At 40.4% G+C, this 21,002-nt stretch carries 25 protein-coding genes; all 25 read left to right on the top strand.

Annotation, left to right across the window (positions count from 1 at the left end; all coding sequences use genetic code 11):
* Nucleotide 1 precedes the first annotated feature (1 nt).
* The 25 genes from Q0486_RS09440 to Q0486_RS09320 all read left to right on the top strand — a co-directional run bounded on the left by Q0486_RS09440 (nucleotide 2) and on the right by Q0486_RS09320 (nucleotide 20,776).
* Complete coding sequence (locus Q0486_RS09440) at nucleotides 2-586, top strand: hypothetical protein (protein ID WP_299232363.1); 585 nt, start codon at nucleotides 2-4, stop codon at nucleotides 584-586.
* A gap of 573 nt (nucleotides 587-1,159) precedes the next feature.
* Nucleotides 1,160-1,651: a hypothetical protein gene (locus Q0486_RS09435; RefSeq protein ID WP_299232362.1), complete on the top strand. Its 492-nt coding sequence runs from the start codon at nucleotides 1,160-1,162 to the stop codon at nucleotides 1,649-1,651.
* Between the two features lie 105 nt (nucleotides 1,652-1,756).
* A complete protein-coding gene (locus tag Q0486_RS09430) occupies nucleotides 1,757-2,104 on the top strand; it encodes a hypothetical protein (protein ID WP_299232360.1) in 348 nt (115 codons plus the stop codon).
* Between the two features lie 49 nt (nucleotides 2,105-2,153).
* On the top strand, nucleotides 2,154-3,092 hold the full coding sequence (locus tag Q0486_RS09425) for a S49 family peptidase (RefSeq protein WP_299232358.1): 939 nt from the start codon (nucleotides 2,154-2,156) through the stop codon (nucleotides 3,090-3,092).
* Between the two features lie 10 nt (nucleotides 3,093-3,102).
* Nucleotides 3,103-5,145 (top strand): hypothetical protein, encoded by a 2,043-nt coding sequence (locus Q0486_RS09420; RefSeq protein ID WP_299232357.1) that lies wholly within the window; start codon nucleotides 3,103-3,105, stop codon nucleotides 5,143-5,145.
* Between the two features lie 54 nt (nucleotides 5,146-5,199).
* Nucleotides 5,200-6,159, top strand: coding sequence for a hypothetical protein (locus Q0486_RS09415; RefSeq protein WP_299232356.1), 960 nt, complete (start codon nucleotides 5,200-5,202; stop codon nucleotides 6,157-6,159).
* Between the two features lie 11 nt (nucleotides 6,160-6,170).
* Nucleotides 6,171-6,752 carry an alanine-zipper protein gene (locus Q0486_RS09410; RefSeq protein WP_299232355.1) on the top strand — a complete coding sequence of 194 codons (582 nt, stop codon included), beginning with the start codon at nucleotides 6,171-6,173 and terminating at the stop codon, nucleotides 6,750-6,752.
* A gap of 77 nt (nucleotides 6,753-6,829) precedes the next feature.
* On the top strand, nucleotides 6,830-7,201 hold the full coding sequence (locus tag Q0486_RS09405) for a hypothetical protein (protein ID WP_299232354.1): 372 nt from the start codon (nucleotides 6,830-6,832) through the stop codon (nucleotides 7,199-7,201).
* Nucleotides 7,198-8,538, top strand: a complete 1,341-nt coding sequence (locus Q0486_RS09400; RefSeq protein ID WP_299232352.1) for a DNA methyltransferase — start codon at nucleotides 7,198-7,200, stop codon at nucleotides 8,536-8,538. The genes Q0486_RS09405 and Q0486_RS09400 overlap by 4 nt, the downstream gene beginning before the upstream one ends.
* Nucleotides 8,510-8,860: a hypothetical protein gene (locus tag Q0486_RS09395; protein ID WP_204446351.1), complete on the top strand. Its 351-nt coding sequence runs from the start codon at nucleotides 8,510-8,512 to the stop codon at nucleotides 8,858-8,860. Before Q0486_RS09400 ends, Q0486_RS09395 begins: the two co-directional genes overlap by 29 nt.
* On the top strand, nucleotides 8,857-9,501 hold the full coding sequence (locus Q0486_RS09390; protein ID WP_289074473.1) for a hypothetical protein: 645 nt from the start codon (nucleotides 8,857-8,859) through the stop codon (nucleotides 9,499-9,501). The genes Q0486_RS09395 and Q0486_RS09390 overlap by 4 nt, the downstream gene beginning before the upstream one ends.
* A 2-nt stretch (nucleotides 9,502-9,503) precedes the next feature.
* Nucleotides 9,504-11,267: a hypothetical protein gene (locus Q0486_RS09385; protein WP_299232351.1), complete on the top strand. Its 1,764-nt coding sequence runs from the start codon at nucleotides 9,504-9,506 to the stop codon at nucleotides 11,265-11,267.
* 236 nt (nucleotides 11,268-11,503) lie between these two features.
* On the top strand, nucleotides 11,504-11,830 hold the full coding sequence (locus Q0486_RS09380) for a hypothetical protein (RefSeq protein WP_289074471.1): 327 nt from the start codon (nucleotides 11,504-11,506) through the stop codon (nucleotides 11,828-11,830).
* A complete protein-coding gene (locus Q0486_RS09375; RefSeq protein WP_299232350.1) occupies nucleotides 11,827-13,305 on the top strand; it encodes a hypothetical protein in 1,479 nt (492 codons plus the stop codon). The genes Q0486_RS09380 and Q0486_RS09375 overlap by 4 nt, the downstream gene beginning before the upstream one ends.
* On the top strand, nucleotides 13,302-14,165 hold the full coding sequence (locus Q0486_RS09370) for a hypothetical protein (RefSeq protein ID WP_299232348.1): 864 nt from the start codon (nucleotides 13,302-13,304) through the stop codon (nucleotides 14,163-14,165). Before Q0486_RS09375 ends, Q0486_RS09370 begins: the two co-directional genes overlap by 4 nt.
* Nucleotides 14,162-15,148, top strand: coding sequence for a hypothetical protein (locus Q0486_RS09365; protein ID WP_299232346.1), 987 nt, complete (start codon nucleotides 14,162-14,164; stop codon nucleotides 15,146-15,148). The genes Q0486_RS09370 and Q0486_RS09365 overlap by 4 nt, the downstream gene beginning before the upstream one ends.
* The gene (locus tag Q0486_RS09360) at nucleotides 15,145-15,711 is read left to right on the top strand and encodes a hypothetical protein (protein WP_299232344.1); all 567 of its coding nucleotides are present in this window, start codon (nucleotides 15,145-15,147) and stop codon (nucleotides 15,709-15,711) included. Before Q0486_RS09365 ends, Q0486_RS09360 begins: the two co-directional genes overlap by 4 nt.
* Before the next feature lie 58 nt (nucleotides 15,712-15,769).
* Nucleotides 15,770-15,949 carry a hypothetical protein gene (locus tag Q0486_RS09355; protein ID WP_299232342.1) on the top strand — a complete coding sequence of 60 codons (180 nt, stop codon included), beginning with the start codon at nucleotides 15,770-15,772 and terminating at the stop codon, nucleotides 15,947-15,949.
* The gene (locus tag Q0486_RS09350) at nucleotides 15,949-16,341 is read left to right on the top strand and encodes a hypothetical protein (RefSeq protein WP_204446365.1); all 393 of its coding nucleotides are present in this window, start codon (nucleotides 15,949-15,951) and stop codon (nucleotides 16,339-16,341) included. The genes Q0486_RS09355 and Q0486_RS09350 overlap by 1 nt, the downstream gene beginning before the upstream one ends.
* A 20-nt stretch (nucleotides 16,342-16,361) precedes the next feature.
* Complete coding sequence (locus tag Q0486_RS09345; protein WP_299232339.1) at nucleotides 16,362-16,766, top strand: structural protein P5; 405 nt, start codon at nucleotides 16,362-16,364, stop codon at nucleotides 16,764-16,766.
* A 9-nt stretch (nucleotides 16,767-16,775) separates the two neighbouring features.
* Nucleotides 16,776-17,240 (top strand): DUF6808 domain-containing protein, encoded by a 465-nt coding sequence (locus Q0486_RS09340; protein ID WP_299232337.1) that lies wholly within the window; start codon nucleotides 16,776-16,778, stop codon nucleotides 17,238-17,240.
* Between the two features lie 112 nt (nucleotides 17,241-17,352).
* A complete protein-coding gene (locus tag Q0486_RS09335; protein WP_299232336.1) occupies nucleotides 17,353-18,237 on the top strand; it encodes an AbiH family protein in 885 nt (294 codons plus the stop codon).
* A 138-nt stretch (nucleotides 18,238-18,375) separates the two neighbouring features.
* On the top strand, nucleotides 18,376-19,299 hold the full coding sequence (locus Q0486_RS09330) for an amidoligase family protein (protein WP_299232335.1): 924 nt from the start codon (nucleotides 18,376-18,378) through the stop codon (nucleotides 19,297-19,299).
* Nucleotides 19,296-19,523: a hypothetical protein gene (locus tag Q0486_RS09325; RefSeq protein ID WP_299232334.1), complete on the top strand. Its 228-nt coding sequence runs from the start codon at nucleotides 19,296-19,298 to the stop codon at nucleotides 19,521-19,523. The genes Q0486_RS09330 and Q0486_RS09325 overlap by 4 nt, the downstream gene beginning before the upstream one ends.
* A 224-nt stretch (nucleotides 19,524-19,747) precedes the next feature.
* Complete coding sequence (locus tag Q0486_RS09320) at nucleotides 19,748-20,776, top strand: hypothetical protein (protein ID WP_299232332.1); 1,029 nt, start codon at nucleotides 19,748-19,750, stop codon at nucleotides 20,774-20,776.
* Nucleotides 20,777-21,002 lie beyond the last annotated feature (226 nt).

Raw genomic sequence — 21,002 nt, 5'->3', positions numbered from 1 at the left:
TATGACAAACAAAATAAATTTTAATGAATTCAGAGATGAAGCCTACCAGTGTGCAGTTGCTCACGGTTGGCATAATGAAAATAAAAGTAGCCGGCACTGGCTTTGCTTGGTGATATCAGAACTGATGGAAGCTGTAGAAGCAGACAGAAAAGATAATCATGCTGAAAGGAAGTATTATGAAAAGAGGATTTCGGATAGTTTAGTTTGCAGAGGACTTCATCCGTCAATGCCAAAAGAAAAAGGATTAGCCATTGCTTTCCGTGATTTTCTTAAGGATACTGTCGAGGATGAACTTGCCGATGCTTGTATCCGATTATTTGACTTTGCAGGAGTGGTTAATGCAGACTTGAATGATATTGATTATGAGAATAGCAGCACTGCAGATTATTCAGAACTGACATTTACAGAATCTATGTTCGAGATTGTACAAGTCATAAATAATTATTGGGAACCATTAGATATAGGTTTTATCCTTAATGAAATTTTTGCCTTCTGCAAAGGCAGAAAAATCGATATAATCTGGCATATCAAACAGAAGATGCAGTACAATGAATTACGTCCATACAAGCATGGTAAGCTATATTGAACACATCAGTAGAACATTTCATTGAATACATACACTAAATTATAATAAGAACATTTTTAAAGAAGGTGGATGGCGATATTAACATCGTTTCATCCACCTTTCTTATATCGACACCAATCCCCCGGACCCCCTGAATTATAAACAAACAAATAAACACAGATTTTGAAACAAAAATATTTCAAAAACACCAACCTACTGACCTACAGTCCTACAACGAAAAAATATTTCAAAACAAATAATGTGCATAACTCTTTGTATGATAGATATATATATAATTTTCTAATAAGATAATATATATAACATACATAGTGTAGGTCTGTAGGTTGATGTAGGTCGTGTAGGTCGAAGGCATATTTTTGTAGGTCGTAGGTTTTTGTTCTACCAAACCTACAAAATAGCTCCAAAACTGCCATTGTAGGTCGTGTAGGACGGTGACCTACAAGTAAAAACATAACGTATTGTTTTAGTAATTGCTTGAAATTCATTACCTTTACGTTATGTTATAAACAATTGTAGGACTGTAGGTCGGTATGACGCAGAAAAATAAGAAAACCATATAAAATTGAAGAAACCATGATTACAACCAAGATTACCATTACTCCTTATTTAGCCGAATATATAATAGGAAAATACAATCATTGCAATAAGGGAGAAGTACGTATTCCGGACAGTTCGGACTTGTACCATATCATCTGGGAGTACATGTCTCGCAGGCCGGATAATGTTCCGGTTCTTGAATCCGGTAATCTTGAAATAGCCTTACCGGACAGGCGTGCCGGCAAGGATCCTGCTGTGTACAATTACCTTTCCGTGCGTGCTGTCAAAGGCATCGAACTTCATATCAAGAATATGTTTAATCAGGAACTGCATTCTGAACTTATGGATAATGATAGGAGAGGGCATTTCCTCGATAATATTGATGTGGTTCATAAGTTCCTCTGTACCTATGGCATCGAATCCATATCCGAGGATGCACTGCTAAAGAACTACTACCGGTACCGTGAGGCATTGCGTCAGCGGAAGAAACGAAAACAACGACGGGAAAACCTATTTAATATAAGTTAAAAACGGCATAAAAATCACCTACCAACTGTATTGTTTTGTCCTGTTACGTGGGATAAAACGTACAATGTATATAGAACTGTTTGAATATCAATATATTATAATGCAATGAAAGAACTATCAGTAAGAATTCAGGTGCAACCTGTCAAGAGCATGCGGAAAGAATCATACAATTTCATGACGAGTGACTATTTCACTTTCCTGCCTTCACTCACCACATCATCTGCCGGAACTGTATATGTTTGCGACTTAGAGGTCAATATCGATAAGCCGGACACTGATGATTTGATTGATTTCTCAATGTTGCGTTCCTGCATAGTAAATTTTACCGATTCAGCCGGAAATCTCATTAAAATAGGAACTGATGATATCCCGGCAAAGGTCATAATTTCGCCAAACCTTAATACTGCAGTATTGAAAATCCAATGCAGTATGCTGACTTCACCTCTTATATAGTCCTTTCTCTATGCATTTCCTGTCTATATCTTCGCTGAAAAGATAAGACATGAATGAAGCAATTACATACCTGAGGCAACTCTTGATTACCCGACAAGGACTTCTTATTACAGCAGAGGCATACGCTTCTGCTGTAATGGATGTTTTTCCTTTGACACCGGTATCACAGTTTGCCATGCCCAAGAAATATTCAGAGATCTGCCAGCAGGCACTCTCTGTTATTCAGGCAGAGTATCCTGATTTCAATATTACAACTGACTTTTCTTCAAACGAGCTTGCTGATTCAAGCATTGCTTACCATAGGGTTTTTGGTTTTATAACATCTTCCAGCCGATATTACTTCAGCAGCAAACAGCTTGAAAAAGACCTGATAGCTGCTGAAGCTAATCCGGCTATCTCATGCCATTTCTTTCACATCAACTCCGGTGGAGGAGAAGCATGGTACCTTGACCGTCTTTCTGAAACTATATCTTCACTCAAAAAGCCTACAGTTACTCTTTTTGAAATGGCAGGCGGTTCGGCTGCCTATTATATAGGTTGTCAGGCTAAACATGTATTCTGCCTTACAGATAATGACCTCATAGGTTGTATCGGTACCATGACTGATTTCTATGACTGGGATTCTTATTTCGCTAAACTTGGTCTCAAGAGGATTACTGTTCGTGCCAGCAAGTCCGACCTAAAGAATAAAGAACATGATGATATGTGTGCAGGCAAAACTGAGGAGTTTATTAATAAATTCCTCGATCCTATGAATGAATTGTTCCTTCAGACTGTTAGAAACTCACGGAAAAAGCTCAAGGATGCACCTGAAGACGAACCTGCATTGCGTGGTGCAACATTCATGACACAGGTTGCTATAGAAAAAGGTCTTGTGGACGGGAAAAAATCCTTACTAGAAACACTGCAATATGCAAAAGAACTGGCTGCAAAATGGGATACTCAAGTCTCTACCAGGAAGAAAGCTCTCAATATTTTTAATTCTTAATTAACTGCGTATGAATTTAAAAGAAAAACTTACACATGTATTTAGCCTTCTGGGACTTACTCAGAAAGCTAAGGACCAGTCTCTCACTGACGAAGAGTGGAAGACTGTAGTAAATCGTTTCCAGCAGGAATATAAGGTTACTCTTCAGGAAGCAATGGCCGAAGAGAATAATCATTCTCAGGCTCCTGCAATTTCTCAGGAAGAAATCACTGCTGCATATACTTTGTTGCAAGATATTGTTGCAGAACAGAACGCTGGTACAGATACTACATCTGAAGAAGAAAACACTGAAGAGGAAGAAACTAATCAGCAGACAGAGGATAATACTCCTTCCATGTCTCAAGTACTTACCATGATTGGACAGGTTGCCAACAATGTCAGAACCATGTCACATCGTGCAGCTCCGGACAGACCTCTCCAGACTACTTCTCCCGTAGCTGTTCATGGATATAATGGTCCTGCTGATTCAACAAGATTCTTGTTCGGTATTGAGAACTCGATGTTCTCAATGGATCATCGTTGGAACAAGATTACTGCTCAGCCTTCTTATGCAGCTGCCAATCCGGTAGACGAAGAAACTGACGGACCGGCATTCCGTAAGGCTGTTCTTGAGTACTCACGTTCTTTGAAACAGCGTTTCAATTATCTCCACCAGAATAATTACCTTAACCAGGTGCAGGCTCTCTCTGAAGGTAAGTTCGCAACTGACTATTCAGGTGTAAAATCAGTTCCGGGTGGTGACAACTTCATTGTTTTGCGTCAGGATGCACTTATCGCTCGTGTGCTGATGAAACGTGATGTCACTCAGTATTTTCCTGTTCGATATGGTATCCAGGATTCCGACCTCGTTTTCAACGCTTACTTCTCAGAAGTATCTCAGGCATATCAGCCGGGCGAAGTTTGGAAAGGTGGAGCAGAAATCCAGCCTGAACGTGGATATGTGGACGATGCAATGATTAAGCTTTCATTCGGCCAGATGAAGGAACTTGAACGTATCTACATCGCATATCTTAATAAGGAAGGTTCTGATCCTATCAAGTGGAGTATGATTGAATTCTTCATCTTGAATACTCTTGAAACTGCACAGGTGGAACAGAACAAACGTCGAATTCGTGGTATGTATGTTAAGCCGGAAGCTGGAAAACCTGGTTCATACCTCAACACTGGTACAGGTATCCTTTACACCCTGATTCGTTACTCTCATGAGAATAAACTTCTCTTGAACGACGATGCTGCTTATCGTAGCTATACTCAGGACGATATGCTAGATGCAGTTCTTGAGTTCTACAGCGATGTACAGTCACAGTGCAGTGAGGATATGGAACTCGACAACATGTGTATCTACCTTAACAAGACACATCAGCCATGGTACCTCAAGAATGTTCGTGCCAAATATGGTAAGGATATCGACTTCTCAGGTCCTGATTCATACAAATACAAATTGCCGGACACAGAAATGCGTATCATCTGGCTTCCATATCTGGGACAGTTGCCATTGATGTTTATCCATGAGCCGGGTAACCTTCAGTTCCTTGAATATGTTCCTGGCGAGATGCTGAACTTCAAGCTTAAGGAAGATATGGAGCTTGTTAAAGGTTGGTCAGTATGGAAAGAAGGATGTTCTGCTGCATTCGTAGGTAAGAACTTTGATTCTGCCGCAGCATTGAAGGAAAACAAATTCTTATGGCAGCAGATATTCATGAATAAGCCTTGTGTGTCTTTGGAAGACGATGCTACAACTTGCGATGCTACAAAAGGCTTCTGGTTCGAAACAATTCAGAATACTACTGCATCCAAGAAGATTACTGACATTACTAATGCAAGAGCAGGTGTTGTATATATCATCGAGTGTGGTCATACTACGCAGCCACAAAGCATTGATAAGAGTGGTAAGTTTGCCGATATCACATCCGAATGGACACCGACAGCTGTTGGCGACTACATCATGGTTGTAATGAATTCTGAAAAGAACTTCCTTGAACTTGAACGATGCGTAGGAGGTAAGCGCACCATCAACTCTGCTCTTCAACCTAATGTTCCTGGAGTGAGATAGTTTTTATAGTTTTTCAAAACTGGGTGGGGAAACCCACCCATAATAATATGTATTATGAAAAATCATTTTTCACATAAAGATATAATCAAGTCATACTTGTTTTGTTTGTTACTCATCGCAATCGTGTGTCTGGTCAACATATTCATTGAGCCGGGCTCTGCTTTAGATTTAGGTGTGGGTCTGGCTTCAATGATGGTTATAGGTGATATCAATGATGTTTCCGACCGTCAGACGCATGGTTCTAACATTGCCTATAAGGTACATCTCATACCAGTTGAACAGATTGATACTACTAAGCCTTTCCCAAAGCCTAATGCATCGAGAGAGGTTGGTCAGATACCAATGAAGGACGGTGAGTTTATGAGATATTTCGAAGCTCATGATATTCCTACTTTCACAGGAACAGGCGAGAAAGGAGACATCACAACTTCCGGTACCAACACCTTTGCAATAATAATGGGTGGGATTCGTGAACAGCTCCTGAATTTCCAGGAAGAATATGCAGGTAGCAAGTTCATTATCCTTTTCCGTGAAATCGGAGAGACAGACTGGTATATTTTAGGTAGTGTTGACCGTCCTATGATATTCTCCAGCTTCGAGAATAAGAATGATAAGGATGGACGATATGTTACATACACATTCACACGAACTTCAATAGACCAGTATTATATATACACTGGAGCCATTGTACGCAGCGAACCGGTAAGTCACACTGCAGATCAGACAGACCTTGCCGTTAAGTCTGGAGTAGATACATATAAAATCCCTGCAGGTACTTCTGCTACTTATGCCATATCTTCTGTAAGTGGTATCACCGCTTCCGATAAAGGCCGATACATCACTCTTGAAGGTACGGGTACCGATGAGAAGGCTGCTACCATTGCCGATAACACATCGTTCGTTCTTGAGGATGGTGCTACATGGACAGCCAAGGCTGGAAGTAGAATTACCTTCAGAGTTTTCGATTCGCAGACATTGGTTGAAGTCTCAGGCTCACGTGTTCAAACCGCTTAAAAGTTTTCAATATGGTAAAATATTCATACAAAGAAAAAAAGTATCATTTCAATGCATTGCGGAATTCTGGTTCCGCAACCATTGATTTGGAACTCTTACTCATGCTATGCCCGGAACACCCGGATAAGCGACGGTTCACGTTATATGCTAATAAGTTGGGGGATGAAATTCTTCTCTCTCTGCTTGATTTCGCAACCAAAGAAGAAATCCGTGAATTCAGACGCAAGAAATCAGAACCGGTACCGCAGCCTGCACCAGAACCGCAACCTGCTCCAGTGCCGGAACCACAGCCGGAAGTCCCATCCCCCGAACCTGCTCCTCAGCCTGAATCTCCTGCCGAGGGTGGTACCGTAACAGACGATTCCGAACAGCGTATAGCTGAAGCTGAACAGAGAGCTGCCGAAGCCGAGGAAAGGGCTGATGATGCCGAGCTACGTGCCGAGGAAGCTGAAGAAAAGGTCGAGGAAGCCGAACAGCGTGCTGAAGAAGCTGAGGAACGTGCCGAACAGGCTGAACAGGCTCTTGAGGAAGAGAAAAAAAAAGAACAGCCGGCTCCGGCAAAATCCAAAAGGAAGAAGAGTTCCCAAAAATAGACTGGAATAATCTTACAGATGAGAATGTTCAGACCGCCACAATAATCTATAATGCCAGAATTATATCCTGGCGGAAAATGAAAGAACTCGATAAGGTTCTGGATACGGCTCCAACTTCAGGTGCAGTCATGCAGATGGTGGAATTGCGTATTCAGAACCTTCTTGCTTTTTCCGAGCTTCAGTCTTACAACGACAATGGTAAGTTCCTTTACCGGCATCCTCTGATATGTCATAAGTCCGAACGCTCAGAACTCGAATCCCTGCTCAAGAATGATCCTCAGGAATTCCTTCGTCGTCATAAATGTGTACTCGACAATATACGCAGGTACGAAGCTAAATTGAAGAATCCGGCATTCGCTGATAAGCATGAAAACTTTCGTGCTTTACTTCAACGGCACCGTGATAAAGAACTGTTATTCAAAACTATATTACAATCCATTAAATCATGAACAAACAAATAGAAGTATATAATCTGGGTGGACTGCCAACAGCACCCATAGACAGTTTTCTTGAACTCCAGGAAGACTTCAAAATTTCAGATCCTGACAAGCTGGCCAAACTTCAGATGCTGATTATTACCAGAGGTTTCAAGTATGCGTTTAAGGCTTGGAAAGATCCGGACGGAAAGTTGTGGATTATCGATGCCCACCAGCGAAGGAAAGCTTTGTTGGCTTTACGTAAAGCCGGATTCGAAATTCCGGAGATACCTTACGAACCAATCTTCGCAGAAAATAAGAAGGAAGCTGTAGAGGAAATTGCAGCCTACAACAGTGAGTTTGCCAAGAAAAATCCTGACACATTATTGTTCAAGAAGTATGATATCAGTACCGATACTCTCGAACGATTCAATCTTGGTTATGAAGTCAAGACTGTAGATTATTCTCCTTCACAGTCTTTGTTCTCCCAGGAACATGAGGCGACGGATATTCAGGAAGATGCAGTTGATTTTACTCTTCCGGATGAAGAAGAGGATACTCTGTTTGTTAAGCCGGGTGATGTATGGTTGCTTGGAAATAATAGGCTGATGTGTGGCGATTGCCGACTGAAATCAGATATAACTACTCTGATGAACGGCATGCAGGCAGACTTGATTGTTACAGATCCGCCATATAACGTAGCTTATACCGGTGGTACCGAGGACGAGCTTACCATTCAGAACGATTCCATGGAGAATGATATGTTTGCCACATTCCTTCGTCAGGTATTCGGTATAATGTTTGCCTGCCTGAAGCCTGGTGGCTCGTATTATGTTTTCCATGCCGATTCGGAAGGCGAGAATTTCCGTGCATCACTCCGTAAGGCTGGCTTCAAAATTGCCCAGTGTTGCGTATGGGTGAAAAATTCCATGGTAATGGGACGTCAGGACTATCAATGGCAGCATGAACCTTGCTTGTATGGATGGAAACCTGGTGCAAGTCATAAGTGGTATTCCGACCGCAAGCAGACTACAACATGGTTTTTCGATAAACCACAGCGTAATTCCATCCATCCGACTATGAAACCTATTGCCTTAATGGCTTATCCTATATGCAATTCTTCAGCTCATGGCGATATCGTCCTCGATATCTTCTCCGGAAGTGGCTCAACTCTCATGGCGTGCCAGCAGGTTGACCGTATTTGCCATGCAATGGAGATTGATCCTAAGTATGTAGTAGGAACAGTAAACCGTTACAAGGCTATGTTCCCGGAACAGCCTGTCAGATTATATCGTGACGGAACTCTGTTCTCAGTAGAAGAAACTCTAAACATAATATACCATGGACAACGAATTACAACCAGCGAGTGATATAGATAAGACATTGGCCATAGGTGATGAATACGTATCCCAAGTCCGTACTTTCGGTGCCTTGGGATACTCCATAAACCGTATATGTCAGTTGCTCAATCTCAGAGGCAAGAAGAAGCTAGCTCTCCAGCTCAGAATGAAAATACCTGGTGATATCTATTATGATGCCTATAACTCAGGTCAGGCTCTTGGCGAATATAACATTGATGCCGAGCTTGCCAAACGTGCCGAGACTGGAGATATAGATTCCATCACACTGCTGGAGCAGCGTAAAAACGAACGTAAGGAACTCGATATGCGTAAAGAATTATTTGGCGTATGACAATTATAGATAGACTTGATAAGATTCATCCGGACTTGATTTCTGCATTCTTGAGTACCGGACAATGTGACGGTATCCCGGAAGATGTAAAGCTTTTTCTTAAGCAAATCCAATGGGCTGCAGAGATATACGAATACGAACGTAATATCAGCCGTGCAGCCCGTCAGCTTCGTATAAGGATACTCGCACAGCAGAAAATCAGTCTTGACGAACGTACATGTAGGGCAAGAATATATGCTGCAATCAACTACTTCAACATCGATAACAATGTTTCCATTAAAGTATGGGAGGACAACTTTGCAGACAAATATGAAGACCTGGCAAAGCTTTCTGCCATGCGTGGCGATTACAAGACACAGAAAGAATGCTACAAGGAAGCACTTGAATGTAGAAGGCGTGCATCCCAGATAGCAGAAGCCACCACTAATATGGGCATTGTGTTCCTGTTCTCAAAGGAACTCACAGCCGAGGAACTTGGCTATACATCCGAGAACCTCAAGAAGATTGCAGCCAAGTATAATGAAGGCTTTTATCATAACCTTATATCTAACCTTCCAATCGAGAAGGAGGAAAAGAAACGTCTGCTCAGAGATGCAGATATTCAGGAAGCCGAAATCGTAGAAGAATATACGGAGGAATAATCATGGAAAATGAAGAACTTGATAAAGTAGCAGCCGAGATAGAACGCTCTTACATGAACAGAATGCAGCTTCTTGCCAACATCGTAGATCCTAACACTCTTATCGTGGAAGGTGCCAGAGCCGTAGGTAAGACCACTGAAGTCACAACCAACCGTATGATAAGGGTAGGCGATTCTATGCCTGGCGAGTGTAGTTTCGTCGTCCATAAAACTTACGTTGCATTGCTCACAAACGTCTGGCCAAACATACAGGCATCATTTGCCAAGCAGGTTACGGTCAATGGCCACGTCCGTCCGATGCTTCAGGAAGGCATAGATTACGTAGCCGGAGAAAACAAACTGCCTACTCATTTCCGATTACCCAGACGACCGATATCTTATCCCAAGCATGCAATCGTATTCCGCAACGGCCATCACTTCCAGCTGGTAAGTTCAGACCAGCCTGAATCTGTAGCCGGTCAGAGTGGTGTGCATGCCTTCGTCGAGGAAATGAAACACAATGACGGTGAGAAGCTCAAGACACGACTTTTCCCTTCATTGCGTGGTTCATCGGCAGAAATACGACGGTCACCATATTATCAGGGATGGACAGGTGTATCAGATACTGCCAGAGTTGACTTAAATGAGGATGACTGGTTCGAATCTTACGAGGATAATGTGAACCGCCAGCTTATCAACGAAATCATTACTGTTGCACTCCATGTAAACGAAGCACTTTTTACCAAGCATGACAGCATATTCAAGCAAAAGCACACCACTAATCCCGTCACTCTTGAGAAATTGCGCCTCGATATAGAGAAAGCCGAAAGGCGATTGGCTATTTGGCAGCCACGATTGGCAGATATGCGACGCAATGCAACATTGTATATCAGAGCCAGTTCCTTTGCTAATAAGGATATTCTGGGACCGAAATTTTTCAAAACACAGATGGAAACACTCGATGTTGACGAATTCCTGACAGCGATTTGTGCCGTTCGCAGAAAGGCTGTAGTCAATAAGTTTTTCGTAAACTTTGATAAAGCAAAACATTGCTTTTCAGATAGTTATATCTATAATAGTATTTTGAAGTTAGATTTGAAAGAACACTTCATCTTGACAGCCAGGTATCTCAAGCATTTCAATAAGCGGGACACTCTGTATCTTGGATACGACCCCGGACACTTCTCAAGCATAGTTGTCGGTCAGGAAAAAAACTATGGCCGTCAGTTCCGTATTATAAAAGAGTTTTATTGCTGTTATCCGGACGAGCAGCCGGAACTTGCCCGGCAGATATGGGAGTTCTTTGGCTCCGATTCTCTGAGTAAGCACATCGTGTTGTATCCTGACCGAGCCGGCAATAAGACACGTGAGGAACTCGAGCAGGTAGGAACGGATGCCCGTGCCATGCGTAAGGAACTCGAAAGCTATGGTTTTACCGTTGACCTGATGAATGAAGGGCAGGGAACTATCTATCACTGGCAGCAGTTCAAACTTATGGCAATGATAATGTCAGGCAGGAGCAACGTATTACCGGAGCTTCTAATCGATGAAAACGAATGTCCGAACCTTGTGAGTGCTATTCCTCTCTCTCCATTGAAGAAAACCAACGGCAAGATAGAACTCGACAAAACAAGCGAGAAAAAAGTTCCGTTGAAACGTCAGGCAGGTTTAACTACTCAGATACCTTCAGCTCTCATATATCTTTTGTATGGCAAGTATGGTGACTCAATTAAGTCCGAACTATCAAATTATCCCGATAATTTATTGGATAATGTCGTAACAAGCTGATTTTTTGAAATATAATTCTCTAAATTAAAGTAATAGTTTATATCGTTTGTCATCGTATGAATGTGTATTTATTTGACATTCAGCTTCTAGCCGTACCGGCTAGAAACAAACGAAATTTTCACATCACTCTGACCAACACGCCCCGCTAAGATTTCCGTATGCCCGGTAAAAATCCGAAAATCTTGGAAATATGATTTGGTCCTTTCTGTACCCCATTTTGCGACATAAATTTGGGTATGAAAACGATAGAAGATTCCACTACAATCTCCGGTCCTATTGCGATGCAATGGGCTAAGGAAATATCTAAGCTCCCGGATGGTCACTTTACAGTAGCCTTCTTTCCTTGTTCCAGGAATAGAGGTATGGCTAGTGATAAGTTGACAGTTAAGGAAGGTTGCAAATGGCGTACTCAATTACCTCAAGAAAAATTCAGTGTTGATGGTGAGAACTTGTTTTTGTTTAATGATGGGAATGGCGAACCACGAATGTGTTATAGGATACTCATCCGGTACATGGCCTTTCCGAACGATGGATATAAACTACATAAAATAAACTGGTTATGAACGAACAGATGGATATGTACGGGAATTTTGGTGTGTATATCAACGAAGGCACATCATGTTCCTTTCAATTAGGGACACAGGCTTCTATGCCGGCACTCGATTCCGATTTCCAATTACCATCCTCTTTGCTTAACCTGACTGAGCAGCCACATTGGATGAGTATTAACGGATATCATATACTCAGCAGAGGATGGAATGACCTTAAATGTCTTGAGGTTGCAAGTGATATCAAGAAGAACAGATTACTGCCAAGGCTTATCACTAAGCAGTGCGATATGCTGTATGGTAATGGTCCTGCTGTATATAAGATGGGCCTTGTTGATGGAAAGATTAAACGGATCTGGCAGGAAGTTCCTGAGATTAAGGCATGGCTTGATAGCTGGGAGGATAACGGTATTGTTCAGGGACCTAAAGATTTTGCTAAGGCTTGTATTAAGAACTTCTATTATTTTCGTGATTTCTTCTGTAAATTCAGATTCTCAGTTGGTAAAGACATTATTCCTGGTGTATTGCCCATTGCCGGAATAGAGGCTATGGAAAACAATCATTGCCGGCTTGCCACACTTAAACAGGATGTTGCATATTCACTTGTTACAGACAGGGATTTTACTGCCGTAGCAGTAGGCCGATTCGCATACGGTATATCAAGTAGCTTTCGTATATATCCGAAGTTTAGGCTAACCGATGTAAGCAGGTATAATTTCGCAGCTATCAGTCATCATCGTGAGAAGTCTGTAAATGAATTTTATGGACAAAACGAAACCCACGAAGGTACAAGGGAATATATCAAGGGCAGTAATGCTATAGCAAGGTATATTAATTCATTCCTCAATAATGCTCTGGCAGCTAAAGTTCACATCATCATCCCGGATGCATGGGTACAAAGTAAACGAACACAAATCCAGAGATTATGCGAGGACAATAAGAGACGTAAACAAAAGAATCTCGCTTTACATAGCTTCGCAGGCATTGAAATAGGTACAGATTTCGAGGAAGCTTTTTTAATTCAATACATAAGCCTGAAACTTCGTGAGGTAACCAATTTTCTTTCCGGAGCAGATAATCAGGGAAAAACCTATGCTACATATAGTTTTAAGTCTGCCAATGGAATCGAGGAATGGCAGTTTCAAACTTTAGATCTGAAATATAAGGAGTACATCGAATCCCTTATTGCATACGATAAGCGAGCAGACGAAGTTCTCTTGTCTTCAGTAGGTCTTGATTCTTCCATATCTTCAGTCAGCAAGGATGGTGTTATAAGTAAATCCGGATCTGATTCATATTATAATTACTTAATATACCTTATGCAGCTAAATCCGGAAGATGAGATATGTTGTGAACCATTCAACTGGGCAATTAAGGTCAATTTTCCACATCTGTACGAGCAAGGATACAGAATCGGATTCTACCGTGAAGTTCCAGCTCGCCAGGAAGAATTGTCACCGTCAAACCGCTTAAACAATCAGCAACCATGATATTAGAAGAATTATTTACCGATGTGGCCACATTAAGAGAGTATGTGCCATTCATGGATAGTAACATATCATTTTCCGACCTTGGTAGCAGCGCAAAATCTGCCAAGAAACAAGTATGTGTTATAATTACTCCAGACGTGTATAAGGCAATTATCCAAGCCGGTAATGGTGCAGTATTTGAAGAACTTCGAACCGCTGTAGCCAATCTTACTCTTGCCAAGCAAGTGGTATTCGATGCCATTAATCGTCGCAAACAAGAGATAGATATATACAAGCATGAGCAGGAATCAATGCAAAGAGCTTTTATCGAGAACTACTATAATGCCATGGACAGTCTTGTCCAGGAACTTGAAAGCTCACAGATTGAAGCCTGGAAAGAAACACGATATAAAAAAATCCTGTCATCATTGCGTATTAAGACAGCTCCTGATTTCGATGAACTATATCCTATAGACGGTTCGTATCTCTTCTTTTTCCGCATTATCCCATTCCAGCGTGAAGCATTAGAGGATTACATGAATGGTTATTATTCCCGTGTTCCGGACGATGACGACAGCAAGGAAAGCATATACAGAAAGCTTGACCGATGCCTTGCCATGTACACCGTTGCAAAATCATTACGTCAGTTCGATATCATCGAGTTTCCTTCGACGATCCGTAGCCTATTTTATGATTCAACAGCGTCTCGTTCCGGTGGTGACGAGCAAAATAGAATCCTTACATTATCGGAACAACTGAAAAGCGAAGCCGACCAATTGCTCAAGGATATAGATATCATATTGTCTAACACGGAAGGCGGAAATGTCAGTACCGAAGAATCTTATCTCCAGCCTTCAGATAAATTCTATTTAATGCCATGAGCCTGTTGGACGACTATATCCGAATTCAGGTTGCCGACCTGACATATCAGATCCCAAACCGATGGGAACTGATAAGAGATGATTATGATTACCTGCAATTAGTCAGAGACCTTATGCTGATGTCCGAAGGTAAGCTTTCTCCTGCCATGGTACGCATTAACTATATATGCCGGTATTTCGGTTGGAATTATAAGAAGATAAAAGATGAAGATGCATTCGCTAACCTGGTAATGCTTGCAGAACAGGTGACCTTCATGTTTCGTATCTCTTATCCAAATAATGACGAAGCATTGCAAGGGCTTGATGAGTACACTTACCAGTTGTGCAAAAGAATCCCACCTGAAAGACTGCATGGAGTCACGTTGGCAAAAGTTCTTTCCAGGCTTGATTATAAGTTTACCCTTGATTTATGCTTTTGCCGTCAGTTTATGCCGTACCTGAGTGTCAATGGCAAGCATTATACAGGGTACACCATATCCACGAGTTTCGACACCTTGAGTACGTCACTCACAGCCTTGCAGTTCATCGAAGCACGACAGCTTATCGGCCAGGGAGAAAAGATGCTGCCTTTGCTTGCAGCCATCCTCTATCATCCATATCCGTATAGTTCTGAATCAGCTCATTCTCTTGCAGCCACCTTTAAGTCCGTTCCCCGTGATGAACTATATGCGATATCGCTGAATTTTCAGGCATTCGTAAACTTCCTTTTTACTAAAACCAGATACAGCATCCTTACTGCAGGCCGTGAAACCAAGAATTCAGCCATATCCACCGGAGCATTGGAATCCCTCTACAATCTATCATCCGATGGCTATGGCGATGTTACTCAAGTAGAACGTATGGGCTTACTGCAGTACCTGGTTATACTTCGTAAGAAAGTAATTGAAAGTGTCCGTTCCCTGAAGGCCGCCAAGATGGAACTTGTAGATATCGAAGCTGAAACCGGACTACCATTATCAATCATCAAACAGATACTATTATGATAATAATCGATTTATTGAAATTCTTTGCAGCTATTCCGGATCGTGATGGAGTTGAAGATATCTTCTCCAATGGCCGTAGTAAATTACCCGGCTATACTGAACTTCAGGAATACATCCGTCAATTACCGGAACCGGTACTTCCGGATATTAAATCCCTTGTTTTTGGTCAGAGCTTAGAGGCCGTAAAACGCAGGGTGGACAAAGTTCCGGGAACATACCTTTTCGTAGATTTTGGAGAGTTCTCTTCTGACCGTAACTCTAATAATTCCATTGAGGACACCCAGCGGCTTGCAGTCACCGTAGCAATGAAGGTATCCAATTCGGCAGACATAATTGAGGAAGTCCTTATAAGCGATAATACCCTTGACCTTCTCAATCATGTCAGGGCCTACATGCTTGCATACAAGGATCAATGCTCATGGCTTGATATGCTCTCAAGGAAACACAGCATAGTACCCTTCGAATCCAAGGAACTGAACTCTATCGGATGGACACTCATGTTCGATGCTGCAGCATCCGATTGGTTCAAACTCAAGGAACTAAGTATGTCCTATGCACGATAGCTACAATAGGCTAACTTCGTGCTGCAACATAAATCTAAATTTTAAATATACATTGATTATGAAGAAGAGATTAATTGTTTTCGTTATTGTAGTGGCTGTAATTATCGGATTATTGGCCTACTACCAGTATGTCCCATTTTGGGCAAGCATTGTATCAACAGGAGCATTCACTGCTGGAATCATCCTTGGATGGATGGCAAAGAAATGGAGTGATGAACATATAACAGGTGCTGACTGATGGAGTTGAACGATTGGGTTATACTAATAACAGCTCTTGGCGGCATCGAGGGAATTAAAAGTCTGCTTAAATGGTGGCTGAACAGACGTCATGAGACCAAAAGGGAAGCTGCCATTGCAGTGAAGGCTGAAGCTGATGCCAGCAAAGCCGAGGCTGATACCATCTCCTCGTATGCTGCAGAATGGAAGGAACTGTATGAAAAGAAAGAGAAGAAAGTCATAGAGCAGGATGCCAAAATAGACCAACTCTATGCAGAGAAGAATGAGGATAGGCTTCGCATACGTGAACTCATGGAAAAGAATACAGCTCTTGAGATAGAGAAACTGAAGCTAGAGGTTAGGCGGTGTGATGTCAAAAACTGCGAAAAGAGACAACCACCAAGTGATTATTAATTTTTTAAAAGAAGGTTTATATGACAAATTTACCAAGAGGATTACGTAATAATAATCCGGGAAACATCCGTGTTACCAAGGATAAATGGCAAGGATTACGTGCAGAACAGACTGACAAAAGTTTCTTTCAGTTTACCGAAATGCGCTGGGGATACCGTGCATTACTTCGTACCCTTCAGAACTACCGGAAGATACATAACTGCAGAACCATAGCAGATTTCATTAACCGATGGGCACCACCTGTTGAAAATAACACACGTGGATATATTACTAGAGTTTGCTCTGAAATGCAGGTCCCTTCTACGTTTATTCCGGACATCGAGGATAAGGACACTATGTGTGCTTTTGCAGCAGCTATTTCTCAGGTAGAGAACGGAGTTCCGGCTGTGATGGAAGATGTAATTGCAGGATGGGAACTCTTATAAGATAGAATTATGAAGAATCTGCTTTACATAATACTGGCTGCTCTGGCTTTTGGTTTAGGCTGGTGCAGCCATTCTTCTTTACCGGACAAACCGATAAACTATGATACAATAGTGAGTGACCCTATTGTTGTCACAAAAGTCAAGATTGATACACAGTATATACTGTCTCCATTCCCATATCTTGCATGGATAGATCATACCGACACAATAAAAACGGACACTTGTATGCATCTGCGTGAATATAAAGAATATCAGGATAGCAATTACTATGCTAAGATAAGTGGTGTTGCACCAAGGCTTGATGAACTCAGAGTATATCCTAAGACGATATACGAAACACGATACATTTATCGTGATATTGTAAGTAAGCCCAAACGCTGGGGGATAGGTCTGTCTGCCGGATATGGTATTGGAAAGAGTGGCTTTACTCCTGTTCTGGCTGTAACAATTAATTATAATTTATGGTCGTGGTGATTAATATAATTTCTGTTAGTCACCAATATTTGCAATATTATTGACATTATAATCCACTACCGAAGCGGTTTCGACATATATTATTATTTTTGTGAAATAAATTGATATAACTATGAAGCAAAGCATTATGGATTATAAAGATGTATTAATAGTAGGTAATGGATTTGATTTGAATCTTGGTCTAAAAACTTCGTATGCAAATTATTTGGACAGTGGGGAATTCAAGAAACTGTTGGGTAATAATTGTTTGGCAAACTATCTGGATAGATGTTCGAAAACTTCAAATTGGGTAGATATAGAAAAGGAATTATACAATTATTCAGTACAATTGTTCTTTAGAATAGGAAATACATTTAGTCCTGCAGTAGGAAAGGAAGAATTAGTGAAATGTTTAAAAAAGGATTATTATGATATTTGCTTTTCATTGAAAAATTATTTGAAATTCGCTATAAATCGCCATATAAACCTTGAAAATAAGGCTGCATTTCATATTATAACGCAATTTTTTAATAGTAGAGAAGATACATTTATATTAACTTTCAACTATACTGATATAATTGAACGAATACATGATTATTGTTTTTCATCATTAAAAAAGAACTATATTATAAGTCATATACATGGCTGTTTGTCTGATGATAATATTGTTTTTGGTATAGAGGATAGCGTTGAAGTGGCCAAGGAACATGTATTCCTTTATAAATCTCATAATACAAATCAGCGTATAGATGGATTGATCTCAATCTTTGAAAATGCGGAGAATTTTACTTTTTTCGGTTATTCATTGGGAGAAACAGATCATTCGTATTTTGATGATTTCTTTAAGGCGCAAACAATGCCTGATTGCAAAAAGAAGAATTTTACTTTTTATCATTATGGAGCAGAAGCGTATGATGATTTAATTTGGCAACTAAAAAAACTAACCAATAATAGATTGTCATATTTGAAACAATATAACAATCTTGAATTCATTGATGTAATGAATTGGGGAGAATAATAAGTTTCTGTATCAAGATTTTGCTGTAATTACCTATTGTACTAAACAAAGCTAACTCCCTGATAATAAAGCAAGTACTATTACTTTATGTGAGTTTATAGTGTTACCTTAGCAGTACAATAATAAAGGTAAAGCATTATGAATGAACAGATTACAGCAATATTATCGCAGACTACAACAAAGACAAGAAAAATAGAACAACTTCTTCAGTTAGGACTTACACGACGTCAGGTGGCCGACCTGGTAACAAACGGAAATTACGGTTTTGTACAGAACGTATATAAGAAGATGCTTTCACGCACCGTTCAGACCATTCCGGCAAGCATTCAGCTTGATTACACCTTCACACGTAAGTTCGGCATCGAGATTGAGGCATACAATTGCACCAGAGAAAAGCTTGCAAGCGAACTTAGATCAGCCGGCATCGATGTAGCAGTTGAAGGATACAACCACACCACTCGCAACCATTGGAAACTGGTCACAGATTCAAGCCTTACCGGAAACAATACTTTCGAACTTGTAAGCCCGGTTCTTGAGGGTGAAGCCGGATTGAAAGAACTCGAAAAGGTTTGTTGGGTACTCGAGTATTGCGATGTAAAGGTAAACGACAGTTGCGGATTGCACATCCACATGGATGCAGCCGATTTCGACCTTCAGACATGGAAAAACCTCGCCTTGAGTTACAAACACCTTGAAAGGGTAATTGATTCCTTCATGCCACAATCAAGAAGGCAGAACTATTATTGCAAAGGCTTGAGTTCCATTTCGGCTGCAGATATTCAGGCTGCACAAAACATAAATGACCTACGAGCAGCTTTCGGTAACAACCGATATCGCAAGGTTAACCTCGAAGCCTACGCAAGACACAGAACAGTTGAATTCCGACAGCATTCCGGTACCACAAACTTCACAAAGATGGAAAATTGGGTACGCTTTTTGAACGGATTGATTACCTTTGCGAAAAGCGGAATAGCAGCTAATACCAGCCTTGAGAACATTCCATTCCTTGATGAGAAACAGAAACTTTTTTACAAACTTAGAACCAAAAAATTAGCCAGATGATAAAAACTTATAACCTGCTGGATGGTGGTATAATTACCGCCACCAGCCCAGAAGATTTCGTAACCAAGCTACGTGAAGGCAGCCGTTTCGACAGTGAGTGTACCAATCAGGAATTCATGCAGAACTTTGCTCGCAGATACCGGGAACTGCATGGAGTTGATATTTCTACTGATACAGTAGAGAATTTTGTCAATTGTTTAATTCAGCATGCTTACATTCGATAAGTAAATCTAATTTTTTATCCTAAAGACAGTCCGTGTGGCTGTCTTTAATTTTCTACCATGCCAAGGTTTTAATAAAAATAAGCCACTTTTCAAATATATCAACCTTTGTTCATCTGTTCAAATCACGAAAAACTATCAATTATAGTACAAAATTTAGTCTAAAAATTACACTCTGTTAAAATTATAGTGTAATTTTGTAAATAAATCCATTAAAACAAATTACAATGAATTTTGTAAACTTATTTTCAGATTTAAAGGCCTTGAACCAGGATACAAAGTATTGGATGGTTCGTACTATGAGTGGTAGTTATTATGGGGATTTTTTGAGAAATGGATACATAGCTGTTGGCTATAATGACATTTCTTTGGATGTGATAAACTCGTTACCGGCAAATGAAAATTTAGCTAAAGAACAATTAAAGGAAAAAATAAAGAAAATACGTGTAGAACTTAGAAATATAGCATACCCTACTTCTCAGCTGTTAAGATTCACAAGGGATATCAAGCGTGGTGATATTGTTATTATACCTTCCAGTGGAGCCACACATGTTGCTATTGGTACCGTTGAAAGTGATGTATACGAGGATACGAATCCGAATATAGACAGCGAACATAAGTGCGGATTCTTTAAGAGGAGAAAAATCAATTGGAAGCTTTCATGCCGAAGAGGAAAACTTCCGCCTTCATTGCAGCTGATGTTTAATTCCAGACATATATTGTCCGATGTTACAAGCTATGCACCATACGTAGATAGTGTAATCAATGACTTTTATGTGAAGGACGATACTATGCATATGGTTCTGAATATCCGAACAAAAGATGAAGTTACATTCGATGATTTCTTTGATTTAAAGGCTATAGATTATTTGGTGGATGGCTTCTGTAGACTATATCCTCAATACGGCGAGGGTATTAGTCCTGATGACCGTATCGTCATGAAAGTACAGATGGAATCTCCTGGTGCTTTACGTCTTTCATCGAAAACAAATCAAAGATTGTTCTTTTTTGGATTATTTATTCTTTTTATTAATGGTGGTGGACTAGAATATTCAACTAAGGAAGGAACGAAATTTAAACTTTCCACCGATGGATTAATAAATGCAGTATCTGATTATTTAGATAGAAAAGCAGATAGGGAACTTTTAAATTCAGCAGCCAGAGCAGTAGATTCTTTAAAGATAGAAGCACCAAGTGATATGCAGCCGGTTCTAGAACTTATGAAAACCAAGAATGAAGGAAGAGATAAATACTAAATTAATTAGGAAAATAGTATAGCGGAATTAAAACCAATGCTATAACTATTCCAATGATTATTATTCTATAATCCACATAGCCTTTGCTTTTATAGTTATTGGAGATAACTTCGGTCAATTTGTTTATAGCAAGTATCGAACCGGAGCTGATAACTATAAAAGTACCTATGAATGCTAATATGTTTTGTAGGACAGCCATATCATTTAAATTCGATACAAAGGTAGT

Origin of the sequence: uncultured Bacteroides sp., assembly GCF_937912035.1 — a bacterium.
Taxonomy (GTDB): Bacteria; Bacteroidota; Bacteroidia; order Bacteroidales; family Bacteroidaceae; genus Phocaeicola.
This window is presented reverse-complemented; position numbering and strand designations above follow the sequence as displayed.

Excerpts from the sequence above, each read along its gene's own strand:
- Q0486_RS09320 (WP_299232332.1), top strand. The coding sequence starts at position 19,748 with ATGAATTTTGTAAACTTATTTTCAGATTTAAAGGCCTTGAACCAGGAT.
- Q0486_RS09415 (WP_299232356.1), top strand. The coding sequence starts at position 5,200 with ATGAAAAATCATTTTTCACATAAAGATATAATCAAGTCATACTTGTTT.
- Q0486_RS09400 (WP_299232352.1), top strand. The coding sequence starts at position 7,198 with ATGAACAAACAAATAGAAGTATATAATCTGGGTGGACTGCCAACAGCA.
- Q0486_RS09350 (WP_204446365.1), top strand. The coding sequence starts at position 15,949 with ATGGAGTTGAACGATTGGGTTATACTAATAACAGCTCTTGGCGGCATC.
- Q0486_RS09395 (WP_204446351.1), top strand. The coding sequence starts at position 8,510 with ATGGACAACGAATTACAACCAGCGAGTGATATAGATAAGACATTGGCC.
- Q0486_RS09360 (WP_299232344.1), top strand. The coding sequence starts at position 15,145 with ATGATAATAATCGATTTATTGAAATTCTTTGCAGCTATTCCGGATCGT.
- Q0486_RS09380 (WP_289074471.1), top strand. The coding sequence starts at position 11,504 with ATGAAAACGATAGAAGATTCCACTACAATCTCCGGTCCTATTGCGATG.
- Q0486_RS09410 (WP_299232355.1), top strand. The coding sequence starts at position 6,171 with ATGGTAAAATATTCATACAAAGAAAAAAAGTATCATTTCAATGCATTG.
- Q0486_RS09435 (WP_299232362.1), top strand. The coding sequence starts at position 1,160 with ATGATTACAACCAAGATTACCATTACTCCTTATTTAGCCGAATATATA.
- Q0486_RS09405 (WP_299232354.1), top strand. The coding sequence starts at position 6,830 with ATGAAAGAACTCGATAAGGTTCTGGATACGGCTCCAACTTCAGGTGCA.
- Q0486_RS09440 (WP_299232363.1), top strand. The coding sequence starts at position 2 with ATGACAAACAAAATAAATTTTAATGAATTCAGAGATGAAGCCTACCAG.
- Q0486_RS09425 (WP_299232358.1), top strand. The coding sequence starts at position 2,154 with ATGAATGAAGCAATTACATACCTGAGGCAACTCTTGATTACCCGACAA.
- Q0486_RS09345 (WP_299232339.1), top strand. The coding sequence starts at position 16,362 with ATGACAAATTTACCAAGAGGATTACGTAATAATAATCCGGGAAACATC.
- Q0486_RS09335 (WP_299232336.1), top strand. The coding sequence starts at position 17,353 with ATGAAGCAAAGCATTATGGATTATAAAGATGTATTAATAGTAGGTAAT.
- Q0486_RS09430 (WP_299232360.1), top strand. The coding sequence starts at position 1,757 with ATGAAAGAACTATCAGTAAGAATTCAGGTGCAACCTGTCAAGAGCATG.
- Q0486_RS09375 (WP_299232350.1), top strand. The coding sequence starts at position 11,827 with ATGAACGAACAGATGGATATGTACGGGAATTTTGGTGTGTATATCAAC.
- Q0486_RS09330 (WP_299232335.1), top strand. The coding sequence starts at position 18,376 with ATGAATGAACAGATTACAGCAATATTATCGCAGACTACAACAAAGACA.
- Q0486_RS09390 (WP_289074473.1), top strand. The coding sequence starts at position 8,857 with ATGACAATTATAGATAGACTTGATAAGATTCATCCGGACTTGATTTCT.
- Q0486_RS09385 (WP_299232351.1), top strand. The coding sequence starts at position 9,504 with ATGGAAAATGAAGAACTTGATAAAGTAGCAGCCGAGATAGAACGCTCT.
- Q0486_RS09355 (WP_299232342.1), top strand. The coding sequence starts at position 15,770 with ATGAAGAAGAGATTAATTGTTTTCGTTATTGTAGTGGCTGTAATTATC.
- Q0486_RS09325 (WP_299232334.1), top strand. The coding sequence starts at position 19,296 with ATGATAAAAACTTATAACCTGCTGGATGGTGGTATAATTACCGCCACC.
- Q0486_RS09370 (WP_299232348.1), top strand. The coding sequence starts at position 13,302 with ATGATATTAGAAGAATTATTTACCGATGTGGCCACATTAAGAGAGTAT.
- Q0486_RS09420 (WP_299232357.1), top strand. The coding sequence starts at position 3,103 with ATGAATTTAAAAGAAAAACTTACACATGTATTTAGCCTTCTGGGACTT.
- Q0486_RS09340 (WP_299232337.1), top strand. The coding sequence starts at position 16,776 with ATGAAGAATCTGCTTTACATAATACTGGCTGCTCTGGCTTTTGGTTTA.
- Q0486_RS09365 (WP_299232346.1), top strand. The coding sequence starts at position 14,162 with ATGAGCCTGTTGGACGACTATATCCGAATTCAGGTTGCCGACCTGACA.